Here is a 19,056-nt window from a genome sequence, read left to right as displayed (position 1 = left end):
AATACGAAATTGCACTCCGCCGCGACCTTTGAGGCTGTGTATAAGCCTTCCCGCTAAACCTTCGGGTTTGAGGGGTTATGCGCTGGCAATAAATTGTGCGCCGCTCTATAAATGGGCAATGTTGACGGTAATCATCGAATGTCAGGATCAGGAACCTGAGCTGGCGCAGACATTGGCGGCATTGGTGGCGGGCGCGATCGAGGGCCTGGTTTGCGATGTCGTCGTGCTCGATCACGGCTCGCGGGACGGCACCTCACGGGTGGCGGATGCCGCCGGCTGCCGGTTCTATTCGCAGTGGGATATAAAGGACATATTGCGCACGGCGCGTGGCGAATGGCTGCTGCTCGTCGAGCCCGGCGCGCGCCCGCAGGCCGGCTGGATCGACGAGATCGCCGAATATGTTTCGTTGAACAAGGTGCCTGCACGCTTTACCGCATCGCGCGGTTATCGCCGGCCTTTCCTGCAGCGCATCGGCCGCGGCACACCGCCCCTGGAGCTGGGATTGCTGCTTTCCAAGCCACAGGCCATCGCCGTCGCCAGAACCGGCATGCGGCTGGCGGAATTCGCCAAAGGTCAGAAAAGCCGCAGGCTTTCAAGCGAGCTCATTCCATCCTGGGTCGCGCGGGCGGCGCGATAGAGCTCTCATCGTCCCAGATTCCATTTGTAAACCTGGGAATAGCTGTCATAATTTTGTTGTGGCGGCACCTTTCGCGTATCGCGTTGGGCGGCCGACCACGAAGATGCCGGTATGCGGCGGAACTGGTCAGCGGAACTCTCCTCTTCCGCCGAGATTTCGGCGAAAGGAGGTGCGTTATGAAACGCACGATGCTCTACCGCCTTATGGCAACGGCCTTCGTTGCAAGTGCAATTCTCTATCCCGGCGTTGCCGCCTCCCAAGCGACACTGGCTTGCGCCAAGCGCGTTGATATCATCGCGTTCCTTGGCGACCATCTTTCCGAAAAGCTGTCGGCTGCCGGCAAGCTCGATCCCAACACCATCGTTGAAATCTACGCTGCCGAAAGCGGCAACTGGACGCTGATGATCAGCGACGTCTCCGGACGGAGCTGCATCATTCTCAGCGGTGATACTTGGGAATCAATTCCTGCCCTGCCGGGGCCAAAGGCATAGCGGGCTGCGAGGCCTTGCGGACACGCAGGATCTATTTGGAACCGCCACCGCGCTTCAGATGCTCGTCGAGGCGGGGCATGATCTCCACGAAATTGCAGGGCATGTGCCGGTAGTCGAGCTGTGCCTTCAATATGCCGTCCCAGGCGTCCTTGCAGGCGCCGGGAGAGCCCGGCAGCACGAAGATGAAAGTGGCATTGGCGACGCCGCCGGTTGCCCGCGACTGTATCGTCGCCGTGCCGATCTTGTCGTAGGAAATGCGATGGAAGACCTCGGAAAAACCGTCCATCCGCTTTTCGAACAAGGGTTCCAGCGCCTCGGGCGTGACGTCGCGGCCGGTAAAACCGGTGCCGCCGGTGGTGATCACGACGTCGACCGCATCATCAAGTGTCCAGGCTTCCACCTGGGCGCGAATGCGCTCCTTGTCATCGGGAACGATGGCGCGGCCGACAAGCCTGTGACCGGCTTCGGCAATGCGTGCGACCAGCGTTTCGCCGGACTTGTCGTCGGCCAGCGTGCGCGTATCGGAGACGGTCAGCACGGCGATGCCGACGGGAATGAAGGATCTTTCGGTGCCTGGGCCTGCCATCATGCCTCTCCCGCAATCGTCTCGGTCGCCTGGAAATACCAGTCCGGCCTCTGTCTGTGAAGCAAGGCAGCCGCAGCCTCTGCCTGCTCGATGGTATCGAAGATGCCGAAGCATGTCGCCCCGGAGCCGGACATGCGCGTCACAATGGCACGCTGGCTTCCGATCAAACCGGCGAGCGTTGAAATCTCGCCGCAAATCATTCGCGCCGGCGGCTCGAGGTCGTTGCGCAGGCTTCTGATCGTCTCGATCCATTCGTCGCGCCCCTGCGGCATCCGCGACGGGAACAGGAGCGGCGGATTGTCCTTGCGGGAAAGCCGGCGGAATACCTCCGGTGTCGAGACGCCGACAAGGGGATTGCCGAGAACCATGGAAAAGGACGGAAAATCCGGCAGGAGTTCGATCGCCTCGCCAATGCCGCGCGCCACCAACGGCCGGCTCGCGAGGCACATCGGCACATCCGCCCCGAGCTTCAGCGCAATTGCCTTTGTCGTTTCTTCCGGCAGTGCTGCGCCCCATAGCCGCGTCAGCCCGCGTAGCGTCGCGGCCGCATCCGCCGAGCCGCCACCGATGCCCGAGGCGATCGGCAGGTTCTTTTCGAGATGGATGTGAACGGGCGGCGCATCGATCTCGAAAAGAACCTGCCGCAGCAGATCTCGCGCCTTGAGAACGAGGTTGTTTCCCGCTTCTGCATCGGCGGAGAGAAGAGGGGCAAAGCGCCCGGAAAGGCTGAATTCGTCATGCTCGCTGGTGCGAAAGGCAAGGCGGTCGCCGTGGCGGGCAAAGCTCACCAGCATATCGAGCAGATGATAGCCGTCGGCGCGGCGGCCCATCACATGCAGCGCAAGATTGATCTTTGCGGGCGCTTCCTCCGTGAGGTCGAAATCGCCCGCTGCCAAGATCGCGTTCATGAAAAGTCTTAGGACTTCTTATCGACCGGAGCCGGCGCGTTCGAATCGGGAGCGGGCGCCGGTGCCGGATCGGGCTGCTTGGTCTTGTCGACCGTCTTCGGATCGGTGTCGAGCGCAGGCAAGCCCTTGTCGACCTTCTCCTTGATCTTCGGAATATCGGCTTCTTCCGGCTTCGAGGCCAACGCCCGATTCCACTGGTAGACGGCTTCGAGCTTGCGGTTTACGCGCCAATAGGCATCGCCCAGATGATCGTTGATGGTGGGATCGCCGGCCTTGAGCTGTGCGGCGCGCTCCAGCTCGTTCACTGCATCGTCGAAGCGGTTGAGGCGGAAATAGGCCCAGCCGAGCGAATCGACGATATAGCCGTCATCCGGCTTGAGGTCGACGGCCTTCCGGATCATGTCCAGACCCTGGTCGAGGTTCATGTTCATGTCGACCCAGGAATAGCCGAGATAGTTCAGCACCTGCGGCTGATCCGGGTTGAGTTCCAGAGCCTTCTTGAAGTTCGGCTCGGCATCGGCCCACTTCTTCAGCCGCTCATAGGCGATGCCGCGCTGGAAGAACACGGCCCAGTCGCTGCGCTTCGGCACGGGGCCGATGATCTGCACGGCCTTGTCGTAGTTATCGGCCATGGCCTGGAAGTCCTTGGCATCGGAAAGGACGCTGCCATAGGCCAGATAGCTGCGGACGTCGTTGGGGTCGGAATCGATCAGCGCCTTCAGATGCTTGCGGGCATCGTCAACCTTGCCGGCCTGCGCCAGAGCAAGGCCGAGTTGCAGCTCGGAGATGCGGGCCATCGGCGAATTGTCCGGCACCTTCCTGTAGAAAGCGATGGCGCGATCGGTCTGCTCCTGCTTTTCCGCAAGCCCGCCGAGAAGAACCAGCGTATCGGCGGCCTTCGAATCGAGCGAGTTGGCGATCTGCAGATAAAGCGAAACGACATCTTCGGCGCCGTCCCGGTTGAGCGCGGCACCGATGGTGAACAGCACGGCCGCCGCGCCCTGCGTCGCGTCAGTTACCTGCTGCTCTGGCGTATCACCCTTGCTGATGCTGTCGCGAAGCGCATTGAGCGGCGCGTAATTGCTGACGAGGTTGTCGCCGACCGAAATTGCATCGAGAGCCTTCTGCTTGTCGCCGGCCTTGGCCTCGAGGCGTGCCAGTGCCATGACGGAGCGCATGAAGGTGTCGGGTGCCGTTGCGCCACCCGTCTTGTCGAGGACGGCGTCGTTGAGATGCGAGCGTGCCGATTTCAAATCGCCTATCGTCAGGGCGATGGCGCCGGCATGATAGTTCTTGAAGATGTTGAACCAATCGGGGCCCTTCATCTTGTCGATCATCGCGATCGCTTCCTTGCCGCGGCCGGAGCCAGCGCGGGCCCAGGCGGAGAGCAGGTTGGTCATCATCCGGTCGAGATCGTTCGGACCGTTATACTTCAGGATATCCTGAGCGCTCCTGTATTCATGGCGGCGGATGGCGTCCATGCCGCGCACGATCGTCGTGACGCGCTCGACGGAGGGATCGCTCTTCAGCTCGTTGGCGTATTTCACGCCTTCTTCAAGATTGCCGTTGAGCAGCAGCGAAATCATCAACCGCTGACGGATTTCCGGATTGCCCGGCTCGATCATCAGCGCCTTTTTGTAGAGCGCGATGGCGGTGTCGTAGTCGTGGTCGACATCGGCTGTGCGGGCGGCCAGGAAAGCCCCGGCAAAAGTATCGACATTTTCCGGATCGAAGGCGACCGGGGTGTTGATCTCCGGCGCTGCCGGCTTGTCCTCAGCACGCGCGCCATTCAGGGCGGACACGGAAAGGATCGCCGCCAAGGCTACGCCCGAGAGGAAACGGATGGCAAGTCTCTGCCGCATTAGAAAGCCTTTCATCAAGGGATGGCCAGCGAAGTCGCCGGCGGCATAAAGCATTCGTGTCAACTGATTCACAACAGGATGGCTTTTTTGAAGCGGCCCTGCAAGAAATTCGGTCCGCCGCTATCAATTAACGCGTTCGATGCAGAAATCGATCACTTCCAGAAGTGCGGATTTCCAGGGCGTTTCCGGCAAAGGCGCCAGGGCGTCGCGGGCGATGGTGCCATAATGAATGGCACGGGCGATTGTGTCGGCAAGTGCGCCATATTTCGTGATCAGGCCCAGGGCCTTCTCAAGGTTCTCGTCGCTGTTGTTGCCCGTTTCGATGGCGTCGCGCCAGAAGGCACGTTCCTTTTCGGTGCCGCGGCGATAGGCCAGGATCACCGGAAGCGTGATCTTGCCTTCACGGAAATCGTCGCCGACATTCTTGCCGAGATCAGCGGCCTTGCCGCCGTAATCGAGCGCGTCGTCGACGAGCTGGAAGGCGAGGCCGAGATTGGTGCCGTACGATTTCAGCGCATTGCGCTCAGCCTTGCCGGCATTGGCGACAATCGGACCGACTTCGGCGGCGGCGGCAAAAAGCGCCGCGGTCTTGGCGCGGATGACCGAGAGATAATCGTCCTCGGTCGTTTCCATGTTCTTGGAGACGGAGAGCTGCAGCACTTCGCCTTCGGCGATGACGCAGGCAGCCGAGGAGAGTACATCGAGCGCCTCGAGCGAGCCGACTTCGACCATCATCCGGAAAGCCTGGCCGAGCAGGAAGTCGCCGACAAGGACGCTCGCCTGGTTGCCCCAGATCATGCGGGCGGTGGACTTGCCGCGGCGCAGGTCGCTTTCATCGACCACGTCGTCGTGCAGCAATGTCGCCGTATGCAGGAACTCGACGGATGTGGCGAGCTTGATGTGATTGTCGCCCTGGTAGTTATAGAGCGCCGCCGAGGCGATGGTCAGCATCGGCCGCAAGCGCTTGCCGCCAGACGAGATGAGATGCTCCGCAACCTCGGGAATCATCTGTACATCGGAACCGGCTTTCGACAGGATGAGCTGATTGACGCGTTCCATGTCCGCCTTGGTCAGATCCACCAAAGGCTTGATGGATGCCAGTTTATTCTTGCTTTCTTCCAGCGGTATCACGACGCCCAACGATCCGGACTCCTGTTCATTTTCTGCAAAGCACCATAAGAAGGGGCGAAAGAGGCGGCAAGAGGCGAATTGTCTCGTCGCGTAAATTTGACAGGAAACTCAAGGCTTATGCACGAACTCATCCGCACGAATGATCCGGTCCTCCTCTCTTTTGCGGAGAGCCTGATGAAAGATGCCGGGATTCATTGCTTCGTCGCGGATCAAGCCATGAGCATTCTCGAAGGCTCGCTCGGCATGCTGCCGCAGCGCTTTCTGGTGGATGAGGAGCGCGCCGATCAGGCACGGCGTATCCTCGTCGACGCCGGCCTCGGCGACGAGTTGCGCCCGGCGCGTGCCTGAGGTGCGCTATGACCGATAGCCCCTCGGAAACCATCGACGCCTTCCATCGCGGGGCGTTTCATGTCGTCCAGCCGAAGGGCAGGGGACATCGTTCCGGCATGGATGCCATGCTGCTGGCAGCTCTCGTCGCCGACGAGCGCCCCATCCGGGTGGCCGATCTCGGCGCCGGCGCGGGCGCGGCCGGCATGGCGGTGGCGTCGCGGCTCGATCGGGCAGATGTGGTGCTGTTCGAACGCTCGCCCGACATGGCCGAATTCGCCCGCAAGAGCCTGTTGCTGTCAGAAAATGCCCGTTTCGCCGGCCGTGTCTCGGTCCTCGAGGCCGATGTGACGCTGACCGGCAAGGACCGCAATGAGGCGGGGCTGATCGACGACAGTTTCCATCACGTCATCATGAACCCGCCCTTCAACGACGCCAGCGACCGGCTGACGCCCGATGCGCTGAAGGCCGAGGCGCATGCCATGACCGAGGGGCTCTTCGAGCGGTGGATACGCACGGCGGGCGCGATCATGATCCCCGGCGGCCAGCTGTCGCTCATTGCCCGGCCGCAATCGATCGGCGAGATCATCGGCGCCTGCGGCCGCCGCTTCGGCGGCATCGAGATCACGCCGATCCATCCGCGCGAGGGCGAAAACGCGGTGCGCATCCTGGTGACGGCGATCAAGGGATCGAGGGCGAGGCTGGCGCTGCGCGCGCCGCTGATCATGCACGGCGAAGGGACGCACAAATTCTCCGATTTCGTCGACGATATGAACAACGGTCGTGCCGCCTATCCGCGCAAATAACGCGTTGCCGGCGTGAATCGGCGCATGAAATGCGATCGGCGATGTTGCGTTTGCCGTTTCCATGCATACATCACGGGCAGCGAACATCATGATTCAAGGTGACGAATGGTTGGGTTTTTCAGGCGCATGCTTCCGAAGCGGTTTCGCAAGGAAAGGGTGGTCATACCTGTCGTTCGGTTGAGCGGTGTCATCTCCTCCGGCGGCGGTCCGCTGCGGCAATCGCTGAATCTGGCTGGCGTCGCGCCGGCATTGGAAAAGGCCTTCGATATGAAAGACGCGCCGGCCGTCGCCATTGCGGTGAACTCGCCGGGTGGATCGCCAGTACAATCGCGGATGATCTATAATCGCATCCGCGATCTGGCTCTTGAGAAGAAAAAGAAGGTTCTGGTCTTCGTCGAGGATGTGGCGGCTTCCGGCGGCTATATGATCGCGCTCGCCGGTGACGAGATCATCGCCGACGCCACCTCCATCGTCGGCTCGATCGGCGTCGTCTCCGGCGGTTTCGGCTTTCCGGAGCTGTTGAAGAAGATCGGCATCGAGCGCCGCGTCTATACCGCCGGCGAGAACAAGGTGATCCTCGATCCGTTCCAGCCGGAAAAGGAAAAGGACATCGACTATCTGAAGAGCCTCCAGCTCGAGATCCACAAGGTCTTCATCGACATGGTGCGCGAGCGGCGGGCGGGAAAGCTTGATGCGGACGATACTGTGTTTTCCGGCCTCTTCTGGACGGGAGGCCGCGGCCTTGAGCTCGGCCTTATCGACGGTCTCGGCGACATGCGTCAGGAATTGCGGAAGCGTTTCGGCGACAAGGTCAAGCTCGCGCTGATTACCACGCCACGCAGCCTTTTCGGCCGTCGCGCCCCCGGTGTTTCTCTGTCTGGTATCGATGGTCTCGGTGCCGGCCTTGCTTCCGGGCTTGCGGAAGTGGCAGAGGAAAAGGCATTGTGGAGCCGGTACGGATTGTAATCGGGAGCGCTGGGTAATGCCCCAGATCATCTTCTTCGTCGCCGCCGTCGGCGGCCTGTGGTTTTTGTATCGGCGCTTCGTCCGCGACGCCCAGAGGCTCGCCGAGAAGTCCCGTCGCGCCGAAACGGAGCGGCGTACCGGTGCAATCGGGACCCTGGTCAAGGATCCGAAGACGGGGGAATACCGCGTCAAGCGGGAGGATGAGTAGCATTCGCGGACACGGCGGCGCGCAACGGCAAGGCGACAGTTTGCCCGTCAAAGTCTTGACCCTTTCGCCCGGTCGTGGCACCTGTCCGCCAAACCATTCGCTAGCGGAAGAAATCAATTCCCATGACTGCCAACGTGCCCGACCATATGAACCCGAAGCGCTCCTTTCAGGCGCTGATTCTGACGCTGCACAATTATTGGGCCGACAAGGGTTGCGCGGTTCTGCAGCCATACGACATGGAGGTCGGTGCCGGCACGTTCCATCCGGCGACCACGCTTCGCGCGCTCGGCCCGAAGCCCTGGCGTGCAGCCTATGTTCAGCCGTCGCGCCGCCCGTCCGATGGCCGCTATGGCGAGAACCCGAACCGTCTGCAGCATTATTATCAGTATCAGGTCATCCTGAAGCCCAATCCGCCGAACCTGCAGGAGCTCTATCTCGGCTCGCTGAAAGCGATCGGCCTCGATCCGCTTCTGCATGACATCCGCTTCGTCGAGGACGACTGGGAGAGCCCGACGCTCGGCGCATGGGGTCTCGGCTGGGAGTGCTGGTGCGACGGCATGGAAGTGTCGCAGTTCACCTATTTCCAGCAGGTCTGCGGCATCGAATGCGCGCCGGTTGCCGGCGAACTGACCTACGGCCTTGAGCGCCTTGCGACCTATGTCCAAGGCGTCGACAGCGTCTACGATCTGAATTTCAACGGCCTCGAGGGCGAAGACAAGATCAGCTACGGCGATATCTTCCTGCAGGCCGAGCAGGAATATTCGCGGCATAATTTCGAATATGCCAATACCGAAATGCTGCATCGCCATTTCATCGATGCCGAGAAGGAATGCCAGGCGCTGCTGGCCGCCGGCGCGCCCGGCGACAGCGATAACCAGCGCCTGCACAAATGCGTTTTCCCGGCCTATGACCAGTGCATCAAGGCGAGCCACGTCTTCAACCTGCTCGATGCCCGTGGCGTCATCTCGGTGACCGAGCGTCAGAGCTACATCCTGCGCGTGCGCACGCTGGCCAAGGCCTGCGGCGAGGCCTTCCTGCTGACGGATGCCGGCGGCGCCAATTGGCATCAGCGGGCGGCCTGAACGGCTGGAAGTAGCAGCGCTCGCCTACTTTGCGGGCTGCGGCATTGCTCCGCGGCCCAATCTTGGGCTTGCTCCGCGGCGAAAGCCGGGTGACATTGCCGGCAAATCTGCCTAGTGTCCCTGCGGTTGCAGTCGCCCCGGGGAGTCGAGATGTATATTCTTCTAGCAATCATAGTGCTGGCAGCGCTCTATGTCGTCTTCATCTACAACGGGCTCGTTCGCGCGCGCCAGGTCGCGGAAGAGGCATGGTCCGGCATCGACGTGCAGTTGAAGCGCCGCGCCGATCTCATCCCCAATCTGGTCGAGACGGTCAAAGGCTATGCCGGCCATGAGAACAAGACGCTCGTGGAAGTCACACAGGCCCGCAATGCGGCCCAGGCTGTGCCCGCTGGTGACGTTGCCGGCCGCGCCGTCGCCGAGGGCATCCTCAGCCAGGCGCTCGGACGTCTGATGGTCGTTTCCGAAGCCTATCCCGATCTGAAGGCCAATACCGGCTTCGTCGAGTTGCAGCAGTCGCTGGAGACGACGGAAAACGAGATCCAGATGTCACGCCGCTATTACAACGGCGCCGCGCGCGATCTGAACGTCAAGGTCGAGACCTTTCCCAACAATCTCATCGCCGGCCCCTTCGGCTTCGTCAAGAAGGCCTATTTCGAGATATCAAACGAAGCGGATCGCGCCGTTCCCACGGTAAAGTTCTGAGATTCCCGCTATCGGTTTTTCATGCGAGGCGGTAAAGGAAGCCGACCGACGGCCATCGGCCGCCTTCCTGACTGACCAAAGAGAATGATGATGGGTAGAGCAAAACTCACGATTATCCCACCTGGCAAGCCGCTGACCGGCCGCGCCATGCCGCCGGGATCGAAGTCGATCACCAACCGCGCGCTGCTGCTCGCCGGCCTTGCCAAAGGCACGAGCCGGCTGACCGGCGCGCTGAAGAGCGACGATACCCGCTATATGGCCGAAGCGCTGCGCGCCATGGGCGTGACGATCGATGAGCCGGATGCCACGACCTTCATCGTGACAGGCAGCGGCAAATTGACGGCGCCGTCCGAGCCGCTTTTCCTCGGCAATGCCGGCACGGCAACACGCTTCCTGACCGCCGCCGCAGCACTGGTTGACGGCAAGGTCGTGGTGGATGGTGACGCCCACATGCGCAAGCGGCCGATCGGCCCGCTGGTCGACGCGCTGCGCTCGCTCGGCATCGATGCTTCGGCTGAAACCGGCTGCCCGCCCGTGACTATCAACGGCACCGGCCGCTTCCCGGCAAGCCGCGTGCAGATCGATGGCGGCCTTTCCAGCCAATATGTCTCGGCGCTGCTGATGATGGCTGCCGGCGGCGATCGCCCTGTTGATGTCGAGCTGCTCGGCGAGCATATCGGCGCCCTCGGCTATATCGACCTGACGGTTGCGGCCATGCGCGCTTTCGGCGCCAAGGTCGAGCGCGTGAGCCCGGTTGCGTGGCGCGTCGAGGCCACAGGCTACCAGGCCGCTGATTTCCTGATCGAGCCGGACGCCTCGGCCGCAACCTATCTCTGGGCGGCCGAAGTGCTGAGCGGCGGCAAGATCGATCTCGGTACGCCGGCGACGGAATTCTCGCAGCCGGATGCGCGAGCCTATGATTTCATCTCGAAGTTCCCGCATCTTCCGGCCGTCATCGACGGCTCGCAGATGCAGGATGCCATCCCGACGCTTGCCGTTCTCGCCGCCTTCAACGAGACGCCGGTGCGCTTCGTCGGCATCGAGAACCTGCGCGTCAAGGAGTGCGATCGTATCCGCGCGCTGTCGAGCGGCCTGTCGCGCATCGTCCCGAACCTCGGTACGGAGGAGGGTGACGATCTGATCGTCGCTTCCGATCCGAGCCTTGTCGGCAAGGTTCTGCCGGCCGAGATCGACAGCTTCGCCGATCACCGTATCGCCATGAGCTTTGCACTCGCTGGCCTGAAGATCGGCGGCATCACCATTCTCGATCCCGATTGCGTTGCGAAGACCTTCCCGGCCTATTGGGATGTACTGGCATCGCTGGGTGTCGCCTACGAAGACTGACGCCTCGCTTCAAAAGGGAACCGAGCGCGGAAACTATGTTTTACGCTGGACGGCGCCCAGGAGGGCGCCGCGGTATCTCTTGGGGGTGTGATGACGCGGCTTTCCGGGCTTCTCCTGGCTTTGCTCCTGCTGCTTTGCGCAACGGCTGTAACGGCGGCAGAACTCATCACCAATTTCGACCAGGCAATCGCCCTGCATCGCGATGGTTCCATGCGGGTTATCGAGACGATCTCGGCGAATGCGGAAGGCCGTGATATCCGACGGGGCATCTTCCGGGACTTTCCGTTGACAATGACCGATGCCAACGGCCGCGAGATCGAGGTGGATTTCAAGGTCGTTTCCGTCGAGCGCGACGGGCAGCCGGAGGATTGGCGCAGCGAGCGCATCAGGGGCGGTGAGCGCATCTATATCGGCAACGCCGATCGACTCCTGAACCCAGGCCCGCACACGTTCCGCATTACCTATGATACCGACCGGCAGATCCGTTATTTCGACGATCACGAAGAGCTTTACTGGAACGTGACAGGCAATGGCTGGCTGTTCCCGATCATCAATGCCAAGGCGACTGTCACATTGCCTGACGGTGTGGAACCCCAGCAGCTTGCCTTTTTCACCGGGCCGCTCGGCGCCAACGGGAAGAATGCAAGCGCGAGCGCACAGGGCAATATCGTCACCTTTGCAACGACCCGACCCCTCGCTATGGCCGAAGGTTTGACGATCGCCGTCAAGCTTGCGAAAGGGACGATCACGCCGCCGAGCGCCAGCCAGCAATGGGGCTGGTTTTTTCGAGATCATCTGGATACCAGTATCGCCATCGGCGGTCTGTTCGTGCTGTTTATCTATTACATGCGCAGCTGGGTCAGAGTCGGGCGCGATCCGCCGCCGGGCGTGATGGTTCCACGCTGGGACCCGCCTGACGGTGTTTCGCCGGCGCTGGTCAACTATATCGACAACAAGGGCTTCACCCGCTCGGGATGGACGGCACTGTCGGCGACGGCGATCGATCTTGCGGTGCGCGGCTATGTCATCCTCGACGATCTGAAGGAGAAAGTGGTCATCCGCCCGACCGGCAAGGCGGCCGGCAGCAATCTGGGCGGCGGCGAAAAGGTGCTGATGCAGGCTGTCGGGCCGTTTTCCCCGCTTGTCATCGACAAGGAAAACGGCCAGGCGGTGCAGAAGCTCGGCTCGCAGTTTCGCAGCGCCATCGAGCGCGACCATCGCGATGAATACTATAAGGCCAATGCGTTCTACACCATTTTCGGCGTTGTGCTGTCGGTCCTGATCCTGGCGTCCATCATCATCTTCGGTCGCCTGCATGAGAATGCCCTGCCGCTGATCATCGTGCCCGGTTTCCTGTCGATTTTCGTGACGATCTTCGCGGGCATGATCGGCCGCAGGTTCCGCCGCCACAATACCAGCCTCGGTCAGCGAATTCTGTCTGTCCTGGTCTTCGCCTTTTTCGGCTTCGTCTTCGTATCCATCGCGGTCAGCGGTTTTGCGGCTGCAGTCATGCCGCTGTGGGAAGCGGGCTTGCTGCCACTGACGGCCGGCATCGTCGGCATCTTCGCCCTCAACGTCGTCTTCTATTTCCTGATGGGGGCGCCGACACCGCTCGGGCGTAAGATGATGGATGGCATCGACGGTCTTCGGCAATATCTGACGCTGGCCGAACGTGACCGGATGAACATGCAGGGCGCGCCGCAAATGTCGCCGCAGCATTTCGAGAAGCTGCTGCCCTATGCCGTCGCTCTCGGCGTCGAAAAGCCCTGGTCCAGTGCTTTCGAGACCTGGCTCGCCACCGCAGCCGGCGCATCTGTGGCGGCGACCTATGCGCCGGTATGGTATTCCGGCAACTTCAACCCCGGCAATATCGGCGGAACCATCTGCGATTTTTCCTCCTCCATGGCATCCACCATCGCCTCAACCATTCCCGCCCCGGTATCCAGCTCGTCCTCTGCCTTTTCGGGCGGCGGAGGCGGTGGAGGTGGCGGCTTCTCCGGCGGCGGCGGCGGCGGTGGAGGCGGTGGGGGCTGGTAGTTGTCCACCTCCCCCTTGAGGGGGGAGGTCGCCGCGCAGCGGCGGGTGGGGGTGACCGTTGTCTAGCTGCGGAGGTTGTCGCGATCACCCCACCCCGGCCTTCGGCCGACCCTCCCCCTCAAGGGGAGGGTGTACGCCGCGATTTTCGATTGTAAGAGACGTGGATCCTTGATGCCCAAAAAGCCCTCCAAGCTGGATCGTTTCAAGATCGCCAATAGCCGGCGCTTGCGCGCTGGTTCAACGGCTGCGGAAGCCAAGCTTTGGAAGCATTTGTGGCGCATTCCAATCGAAGGGACGCATTTTCGGCGGCAGGTTCCGATCAGGCGTTATTTCGCTGATTTCACCTGTCATCAGATAGGTTTGATTATCGAGCTCGACGGCAGCCAGCACGCAGACGAAGCGGCAAGACGTTATGACGCCGAACGAACGTCCTATCTCGAAAATGAGGGCTACCATGTCGTTCGCTTCTGAAATGCTGAGGTCATGGATGAGATCGAGGCTGTTCTGGATACGATATTTGCCATTGTGCAGCAGCGGCAAATTTTGCTAGCAGAGGCCGACCGTTTTCACCCCACTCCGGCACACCGTGCCGACCCTCTCTCTCAAGGGGAGGGTGAGGAACCTTAACATGCCCGATCTCCTTCTCGAACTCCGCTCCGAGGAAATTCCCGCCCGTATGCAGCGCAAGGCTGCCGGCGATCTGAAGAAGTTGGTGACCGATGCCCTGGTCGAAGCGGGTCTTTCCTATGAGGGTGCGAGGGAATATTGGACGCCGCGGCGCCTCACGCTCGACATTCGCGGCCTGACGGCGCGCTCCGCCGATGTGCGCGAGGAGCGCAAGGGTCCGCGCACCGATGCCAATGAAAAGGCGATCGAAGGCTTTTTGCGCGGAGCAGGCCTGTCTTCCATTTCAGAAGCACAGGTGCAGAGCGACCCGAAGAAGGGTGATTTCTACGTTGCGATCATTTCCAGGCCCGGTCGTGCAGCGGAAGAAATCGTCGCTGCCGTTATGCCTGATATCGTCAGAAATTTCCCATGGCCGAAATCCATGCGCTGGGGCAAGGCCTCGGCTAAGCCCGGCTCGCTGCGCTGGGTGCGCCCGCTGCAGTCGATCGTCTGCATGTTCGGCACGGAACACGAAGAGACCGCCGCCATCCCCTTCGAGATCGACGGCATCATCGCCTCTAACGTGACCTATGGCCATCGCTTCCATGCGCCTGATGCGATCACCGTCAAGCGCTTCGACGACTATGTGGCGAGCCTGGAGAAGGCCAGCGTCATCCTCGATGCCGAGCGCCGCAAGGATATCATCCTGCATGATGCCCGCGACATCGCCTTTGCCAACGGCCTGGACCTGGTCGAGGACGAGGGCTTGCTGGAAGAAGTGTCCGGCCTGGTCGAGTGGCCCCAGGTGCTGATGGGCTCCTTCGAGGAAGACTATCTGTCGATCCCGTCTGAGATCATCCGTCTCACCATCAAGACCAACCAGAAGTGTTTCGTTACTCGCCCGCAGGCGGGCGAGACGCTGTCCAACCGCTTCATTCTCGTCTCCAACAACCAGGCGACGGATGGCGGCAAGGAAATCATCCACGGTAACGGCAAGGTCGTGCGTGCCCGCCTGTCCGACGCGCTGCATTTCTGGAAGCGCGACCAGGGCGACCTGCCGGATCTCGAAACGCTGGAAGCTTCAGCCGCCAAGTTCGGCCTCGACCTGACGAAGCCGCTCGATCAGCGCATGGCCAAGCTCGATGCGCTTGATGTCACCTTCCATGCCAAGCTGGGCAGCCAGGGCGAGCGTGTCGCCCGCATCCGCATGCTTGCAGCTGAACTCGCCAAGATCACCGGCGCCGATCCGGCTTTGGTCGATCGCGCCGTGGTCCTGGCCAAGGCTGATCTCCGCACGGAAGCCGTCGGCGAATTCCCCGAGCTTCAGGGCCTCATGGGCCGCAAATATGCGGTGCTGCAGGGCGAGGACGCCTCGGTCGCCGCCGCCATCGAGGATCACTATAAGCCGCAAGGCCCCTCTGACCGCGTCCCCGAGGACAAGGTGGCGATCACGGTCGCGCTTGCCGACAAGCTGGATACGCTCGTCGGCTTCTGGGCGATTGACGAAAAGCCGACGGGTTCGAAAGATCCCTACGCGCTGCGCCGCGCCGCTCTCGGCGTCGTCCGGATCCTGCTGGAGCGAGGCGTGCGTCTGCCACTGCTGGCAACGACCAACGATGCTGATCTGCTGGCCTTCTTCCATGATCGCCTCAAGGTCTATCTGCGCGATCTCGGCGCCCGTTACGACTTGATCGACGCCGTGCTGACGCCGGAGACGGATGATCTCCTGATGATCGCCCGTCGCGTCGAGGCGTTGACGGCCTTCATTACCTCCGAGGATGGCAAGAACCTGCTCGCCGGCACCAAACGCGCCACCCAGCTTCTGGCCGCCGAAGAGAAGAAGGGCACGGTTGTCGCCGACAGCGTTTCGGAAGCCCTGCTGAAGCTCGATGCCGAAAAGGATCTCTTTGCGGCCGTTAAAGCAGCCTCCGCCGAGGCCTCCGATGCGATCGCCAAAGAGGATTTCCGCTCGGCCATGGCAGCGCTTTCCAAGCTGCGCGCGCCGGTCGACCGCTTCGCCAAGGACGTGTTCGTCAACGATGAGGATGCCGCTATCCGTGCCAACCGCCTGGCGCTCCTGCGCCTGATCCGCGCGGCAACCGGCACGGTCGCTGATTTCTCCAAGATCGCGGGATAAAGCCGGAGGGGCGATGACCGGAAAAATCCTCGTCAGCGCCTGCCTCATGGGCCATGCCGTCCGCTATGACGGCCGTTCCAAGCCGCTCATCCATCCGGCGATCGATCGCTGGCGCGAGGAGGGGCGGCTGGTGACGATCTGCCCGGAAATGTCCGCCGGTATGGCTGTGCCCAGGCCGCCAGCCGAAATCGAAAACAGCGCCGCAGGCGAGGATGTGCTCGCCGGCACCGCACGCGTGATGGAGATCAGTGGCGGCGACGTAACCGAGGGGTTTCGGCAGGCCGCGGAGAACGCGCTGGCGCTCGCGCGAGAAACCGGCTGTCGGTACGCTTTATTGATCGACGGCAGCCCCTCATGTGGCTCGGGCTTTATCTATGACGGCTCCTTTTCCGGGGGGCGGCATCCGGGCCATGGCGTTACGGCTGCGCTGTTGCAGCACGCCGGCATCGAGGTTTATTCCGATCGTGAGATAGACAGGCTGGTCGTGCGGTTGGCAGCAGACTGAAGCAGCCGATCGCAGCTTAAACGAAAACCGCCGGACGCAAGCCCGGCGGTTTCTCTTTTCTGACTTTTCCGGCTCAGGCCGCGCGACGACGATGATCCACAGCCGGATGGCCATCGTTGACACGGAAGCCACGGATGAGGGCGAGCAGGTCTTCCGTATCGCCGGCGAGCGTCTCGGCCGATGCCGTCGTCTCTTCTGCCATCGCGGCGTTCTGCTGGGTGGCGGCATCGAGCTGGTTCATCGAGGACGAGATCGAGCGCAGCGTGGTATCCTGCTCGGAGGCGCTGTGGGCGATCTTCGAGACGATCTCGTTGGCCGCCTTGATCTGGTCGGAGATACGCTTCAGCGCTTCGCCTGCTTCGCCGACAAGGCGGACGCCCTGGTCGACCTGCCCGGAGGAACGGGCGATCTGGTCCTTGATCTCCTTGGCGGCCGCCGCGGAACGCTGGGCCAGTTCACGCACTTCCTGGGCGACGACGGCAAAGCCCTTGCCGGATTCGCCGGCGCGGGCGGCTTCGACACCGGCGTTCAGGGCAAGCAGATTGGTCTGGAAGGCGATCTCGTCGATGACGCCGATGATCTTGCTGATCTCCGACGAGGACTTCTCAATCCCGCTCATCGCTTCGATTGCCTGGGCAACCACGGCGTCGCTGCGCGATGCCTCGGTGCTGACGGCGTGAACGCGTTTGCTGGCCTCATGCGCGCCTTCCGCGGTCTGGCGGACGGCGACGGTGAGTTCGTCCAGTGCCGCCGAGGTCTCTTCCAGGCTGGCGGCCTGGCGTTCGGTGCGCTGCGACAATTCGTTGGAGGCGCGACGAATCTCTTCCTTGCTGAGGCCGATATCATTGCCTTTGGCGTTGACACGGCCCATCGCAGCCTCGAGGTGCGAGAGCGCCTCGTTGAAGTTGTTGCGAAGGCCGGCATAGCTGGCACCGAGATCGCCGCAACGCACCGTCAGATCGCCGCGGGCGAGATCCTCGAGCGCCTTGCCGATGACGGAGACGACGCGTGCCTGCTCGCGCGCTTCATCCTGCTGCTGCTGCAGGTTCTGTTCGCGCTCGTTGCTGATTTCCAGCTCCTGCGCCGCCTGGCGGTCGGCGAGTGCATGACGTTCGCGAATCTTTTCCTGCAAAGCCCTGGTCGCCTTCGCCATCAGGCCGATTTCGTTGCGCATTTCGATATGCGGGATGGCGGTCTTCACGTCCTCGTCGGCGACAGCCTTGAGGGCAGCATGGACATCGGTGAGCGGCTTCGTGATGCCGCGGATGAAATAGAAGGCAGCCCCGATGCCGACCAGGGAGACGATGCCGCAGATCATGAGCGCACGCCACATGGTGGCATTGATCTGCTCCTGCAGGTCATCCATGTAAACACCGCATCCGAGCACGATCTGCCACGGAGCGAATGCTGCCGAATAGCTGCCCTTCAGGAAGAAGTCGCCGTCGGGGTGGCCGGGCTTGTTCCAGTAATAGATGGTGCGGCCGCCGCCCTTGATGCCCTTCTCCACCATTTCCTTGCTGAAATGCGTGCCGTTCTTGTCGACCTGCGAGGACATGTCCTTGCCGATGTTGACCGGGCTCGGATGAATCCGCTGGATCACATTGTAATCGAAGCCGAAGAAATAGCCGGCCGGCGCGAAGCTGACATGCGACAGCACCTTGAACGCCTCGGCCTGGGCAGCGTCATGCGTCATCTCGCCGGATTTCTCGCGCTGGTAATATTGGTTCAGAACCGAGATGCCGGATTCGACCTGCGTGCGCAGCATATCGAAACGATCATCATAGATGGAATCGGCCTGCGACCGGATTTGAAAATAGGTGGCTACGGCAAAGGCGGCCATGAGGACGCCGAGCAGGGCAAATAATTGATGTGCGATCTTGAGATTTTTCATAACGTCTCCCACAGGTAATTAAATACCGGTGCGGTATCCTACCGCCTGTGCGATCGCCTGAGAGATTCCCAATACGCTTGCCGCCGCTCGAAATGACATGCTGCTGTCCGGTGGACAGTAAAATCTCATTTTATGTCTAAAAAACCTTTAACTTGAGCAGTCTGGTTGTATTTGCCGGGAGTTGAAACCTGGGATATGGCGTGCGAGATAAGTAATATTTATTCAGACTCGAGAATAACTCGAGTGAAGATCAGAATTTCTCGGGATTTATTTTAGAAGTAGCAAATGCGCTCCAGGACTTAGCCTGAGCGTATTGTCCTGCCATCGCGGCTCGGCCCGCCGACCCGAAAGGTGGGCGGGCGAGGCAGGACATGAAAATTCGCAGCTATTGACGAAGCTGGAAGCCGGAGAGATCGAGCGGCGCAAGCTCGGGAGTCTGGGCGATTTTTGGCACGGCGGCGGTCTTTGCCGCCGTATCGATGCCGTCGATGGATTCGCCGGCCGCAGCCAGGGCCTCGGGAGTCGGCTTGGTGACGAACACGACAGGAGAGCCGCCCATCCAAGCCTCAGTGCGCACCACCTTCTTCTCGCCGTCGATGCTGCGGATGGCGATGGATTGCGTACCGGGCGTCAACGTCGGCACGACATATTCCTTTTCGACCGCCGGCGGCTTGAGGGGAGGGCACTGGACGCACGTCTTGTCGACAATGCTGCTGTTGCGGTCGAGCAACTTGCCGTCGATAGGCTGGATAGACGAGGCCATGGCGGAGCTGCCGGCCAGTACGCATGCCAAGGTCAGGAAGAAGGAACGCATAACAAACAACTCCGTC

At 61.5% G+C, this 19,056-nt stretch carries 19 protein-coding genes; 13 read left to right on the top strand and 6 right to left on the bottom strand.

All coding sequences use genetic code 11. From position 1 onward, the window contains the following. Positions 1-118 precede the first annotated feature (118 nt). Both GA0061101_RS02580 and GA0061101_RS02575 read left to right on the top strand, forming a co-directional pair. Positions 119-637 carry a glycosyltransferase family 2 protein gene (locus GA0061101_RS02580; protein WP_037198514.1) on the top strand — a complete coding sequence of 173 codons (519 nt, stop codon included), beginning with the start codon at positions 119-121 and terminating at the stop codon, positions 635-637. Between the two features lie 176 nt (positions 638-813). Beyond that, the gene (locus GA0061101_RS02575) at positions 814-1,128 is read left to right on the top strand and encodes a hypothetical protein (RefSeq protein ID WP_047560876.1); all 315 of its coding nucleotides are present in this window, start codon (positions 814-816) and stop codon (positions 1,126-1,128) included. Positions 1,129-1,159: 31 nt separating this feature from the next. On the opposite strand, the gene moaB is transcribed toward GA0061101_RS02575, so the two are convergent. The 4 genes from moaB to GA0061101_RS02555 form a co-directional block, all read right to left on the bottom strand. Beyond that, positions 1,160-1,714 (bottom strand): molybdenum cofactor biosynthesis protein B, encoded by a 555-nt coding sequence (gene moaB, locus GA0061101_RS02570; protein WP_047560929.1) that lies wholly within the window; start codon positions 1,712-1,714, stop codon positions 1,160-1,162. Next, positions 1,714-2,622 (bottom strand): 4-(cytidine 5'-diphospho)-2-C-methyl-D-erythritol kinase, encoded by a 909-nt coding sequence (locus GA0061101_RS02565; protein ID WP_092572953.1) that lies wholly within the window; start codon positions 2,620-2,622, stop codon positions 1,714-1,716. Before GA0061101_RS02565 ends, moaB begins: the two co-directional genes overlap by 1 nt. Before the next feature lie 8 nt (positions 2,623-2,630). Further along, positions 2,631-4,484, bottom strand: coding sequence for a tetratricopeptide repeat protein (locus GA0061101_RS02560; RefSeq protein WP_047640437.1), 1,854 nt, complete (start codon positions 4,482-4,484; stop codon positions 2,631-2,633). A 123-nt stretch (positions 4,485-4,607) separates the two neighbouring features. After that, positions 4,608-5,624 (bottom strand): polyprenyl synthetase family protein, encoded by a 1,017-nt coding sequence (locus GA0061101_RS02555; protein WP_037198518.1) that lies wholly within the window; start codon positions 5,622-5,624, stop codon positions 4,608-4,610. Between the two features lie 108 nt (positions 5,625-5,732). Between GA0061101_RS02555 and GA0061101_RS02550 the strand changes: the two genes are divergently transcribed. The 11 genes from GA0061101_RS02550 (at position 5,733) to GA0061101_RS02500 (ending at position 16,335) form a co-directional block, all read left to right on the top strand. Continuing rightward, positions 5,733-5,963 (top strand): putative signal transducing protein, encoded by a 231-nt coding sequence (locus tag GA0061101_RS02550; RefSeq protein ID WP_092572952.1) that lies wholly within the window; start codon positions 5,733-5,735, stop codon positions 5,961-5,963. 8 nt (positions 5,964-5,971) lie between these two features. After that, positions 5,972-6,748, top strand: a complete 777-nt coding sequence (locus GA0061101_RS02545; RefSeq protein WP_037198520.1) for a tRNA1(Val) (adenine(37)-N6)-methyltransferase — start codon at positions 5,972-5,974, stop codon at positions 6,746-6,748. A 105-nt stretch (positions 6,749-6,853) separates the two neighbouring features. Then, the gene (locus GA0061101_RS02540; protein ID WP_037198521.1) at positions 6,854-7,714 is read left to right on the top strand and encodes a S49 family peptidase; all 861 of its coding nucleotides are present in this window, start codon (positions 6,854-6,856) and stop codon (positions 7,712-7,714) included. Between the two features lie 16 nt (positions 7,715-7,730). After that, positions 7,731-7,922, top strand: coding sequence for an NfeD family protein (locus tag GA0061101_RS02535; RefSeq protein ID WP_034508388.1), 192 nt, complete (start codon positions 7,731-7,733; stop codon positions 7,920-7,922). A 122-nt stretch (positions 7,923-8,044) separates the two neighbouring features. After that, positions 8,045-9,004 carry a glycine--tRNA ligase subunit alpha gene (locus GA0061101_RS02530; RefSeq protein WP_037198523.1) on the top strand — a complete coding sequence of 320 codons (960 nt, stop codon included), beginning with the start codon at positions 8,045-8,047 and terminating at the stop codon, positions 9,002-9,004. Between the two features lie 150 nt (positions 9,005-9,154). Then, on the top strand, positions 9,155-9,706 hold the full coding sequence (locus GA0061101_RS02525) for a LemA family protein (protein WP_092572951.1): 552 nt from the start codon (positions 9,155-9,157) through the stop codon (positions 9,704-9,706). Between the two features lie 87 nt (positions 9,707-9,793). Further along, positions 9,794-11,050: a 3-phosphoshikimate 1-carboxyvinyltransferase gene (locus GA0061101_RS02520; RefSeq protein ID WP_092573023.1), complete on the top strand. Its 1,257-nt coding sequence runs from the start codon at positions 9,794-9,796 to the stop codon at positions 11,048-11,050. 90 nt (positions 11,051-11,140) lie between these two features. After that, positions 11,141-13,087: a DUF2207 domain-containing protein gene (locus tag GA0061101_RS02515; protein ID WP_092572950.1), complete on the top strand. Its 1,947-nt coding sequence runs from the start codon at positions 11,141-11,143 to the stop codon at positions 13,085-13,087. A 171-nt stretch (positions 13,088-13,258) separates the two neighbouring features. Then, positions 13,259-13,558, top strand: a complete 300-nt coding sequence (locus GA0061101_RS02510) for an endonuclease domain-containing protein (protein ID WP_064745828.1) — start codon at positions 13,259-13,261, stop codon at positions 13,556-13,558. A gap of 157 nt (positions 13,559-13,715) precedes the next feature. Further along, the gene (gene glyS, locus GA0061101_RS02505) at positions 13,716-15,830 is read left to right on the top strand and encodes a glycine--tRNA ligase subunit beta (protein WP_092572949.1); all 2,115 of its coding nucleotides are present in this window, start codon (positions 13,716-13,718) and stop codon (positions 15,828-15,830) included. A gap of 13 nt (positions 15,831-15,843) precedes the next feature. Continuing rightward, complete coding sequence (locus tag GA0061101_RS02500) at positions 15,844-16,335, top strand: 2-thiouracil desulfurase family protein (RefSeq protein WP_037198531.1); 492 nt, start codon at positions 15,844-15,846, stop codon at positions 16,333-16,335. Positions 16,336-16,408: 73 nt separating this feature from the next. Here the strand turns inward: GA0061101_RS02500 and GA0061101_RS02495 are convergent, their stop codons facing one another. Continuing rightward, a complete protein-coding gene (locus GA0061101_RS02495) occupies positions 16,409-18,226 on the bottom strand; it encodes a methyl-accepting chemotaxis protein (RefSeq protein WP_037198532.1) in 1,818 nt (605 codons plus the stop codon). Positions 18,227-18,611: 385 nt separating this feature from the next. Further along, complete coding sequence (locus GA0061101_RS02490; protein ID WP_037198533.1) at positions 18,612-19,040, bottom strand: plant virulence effector HPE1-like domain-containing protein; 429 nt, start codon at positions 19,038-19,040, stop codon at positions 18,612-18,614. Positions 19,041-19,056 lie beyond the last annotated feature (16 nt).

This window comes from Martinezella lusitana, assembly GCF_900094565.1.
In the GTDB taxonomy this organism is placed as follows: domain Bacteria; phylum Pseudomonadota; class Alphaproteobacteria; order Rhizobiales; family Rhizobiaceae; genus Rhizobium; species Rhizobium lusitanum.
This window is presented reverse-complemented; position numbering and strand designations above follow the sequence as displayed.

Coding starts and splice junctions, on each gene's coding strand:
- GA0061101_RS02495 (WP_037198532.1), bottom strand. CDS start 18,226: ATGAAAAATCTCAAGATCGCACATCAATTATTTGCCCTGCTCGGCGTC.
- moaB (WP_047560929.1), bottom strand. CDS start 1,714: ATGGCAGGCCCAGGCACCGAAAGATCCTTCATTCCCGTCGGCATCGCC.
- GA0061101_RS02510 (WP_064745828.1), top strand. CDS start 13,259: ATGCCCAAAAAGCCCTCCAAGCTGGATCGTTTCAAGATCGCCAATAGC.
- GA0061101_RS02560 (WP_047640437.1), bottom strand. CDS start 4,484: ATGCGGCAGAGACTTGCCATCCGTTTCCTCTCGGGCGTAGCCTTGGCG.
- GA0061101_RS02545 (WP_037198520.1), top strand. CDS start 5,972: ATGACCGATAGCCCCTCGGAAACCATCGACGCCTTCCATCGCGGGGCG.
- GA0061101_RS02565 (WP_092572953.1), bottom strand. CDS start 2,622: ATGAACGCGATCTTGGCAGCGGGCGATTTCGACCTCACGGAGGAAGCG.
- GA0061101_RS02575 (WP_047560876.1), top strand. CDS start 814: ATGAAACGCACGATGCTCTACCGCCTTATGGCAACGGCCTTCGTTGCA.
- GA0061101_RS02525 (WP_092572951.1), top strand. CDS start 9,155: ATGTATATTCTTCTAGCAATCATAGTGCTGGCAGCGCTCTATGTCGTC.
- GA0061101_RS02515 (WP_092572950.1), top strand. CDS start 11,141: ATGACGCGGCTTTCCGGGCTTCTCCTGGCTTTGCTCCTGCTGCTTTGC.
- GA0061101_RS02530 (WP_037198523.1), top strand. CDS start 8,045: ATGACTGCCAACGTGCCCGACCATATGAACCCGAAGCGCTCCTTTCAG.
- GA0061101_RS02550 (WP_092572952.1), top strand. CDS start 5,733: ATGCACGAACTCATCCGCACGAATGATCCGGTCCTCCTCTCTTTTGCG.
- GA0061101_RS02540 (WP_037198521.1), top strand. CDS start 6,854: ATGGTTGGGTTTTTCAGGCGCATGCTTCCGAAGCGGTTTCGCAAGGAA.
- GA0061101_RS02535 (WP_034508388.1), top strand. CDS start 7,731: ATGCCCCAGATCATCTTCTTCGTCGCCGCCGTCGGCGGCCTGTGGTTT.
- glyS (WP_092572949.1), top strand. CDS start 13,716: ATGCCCGATCTCCTTCTCGAACTCCGCTCCGAGGAAATTCCCGCCCGT.
- GA0061101_RS02500 (WP_037198531.1), top strand. CDS start 15,844: ATGACCGGAAAAATCCTCGTCAGCGCCTGCCTCATGGGCCATGCCGTC.
- GA0061101_RS02490 (WP_037198533.1), bottom strand. CDS start 19,040: ATGCGTTCCTTCTTCCTGACCTTGGCATGCGTACTGGCCGGCAGCTCC.
- GA0061101_RS02580 (WP_037198514.1), top strand. CDS start 119: ATGTTGACGGTAATCATCGAATGTCAGGATCAGGAACCTGAGCTGGCG.
- GA0061101_RS02520 (WP_092573023.1), top strand. CDS start 9,794: ATGATGGGTAGAGCAAAACTCACGATTATCCCACCTGGCAAGCCGCTG.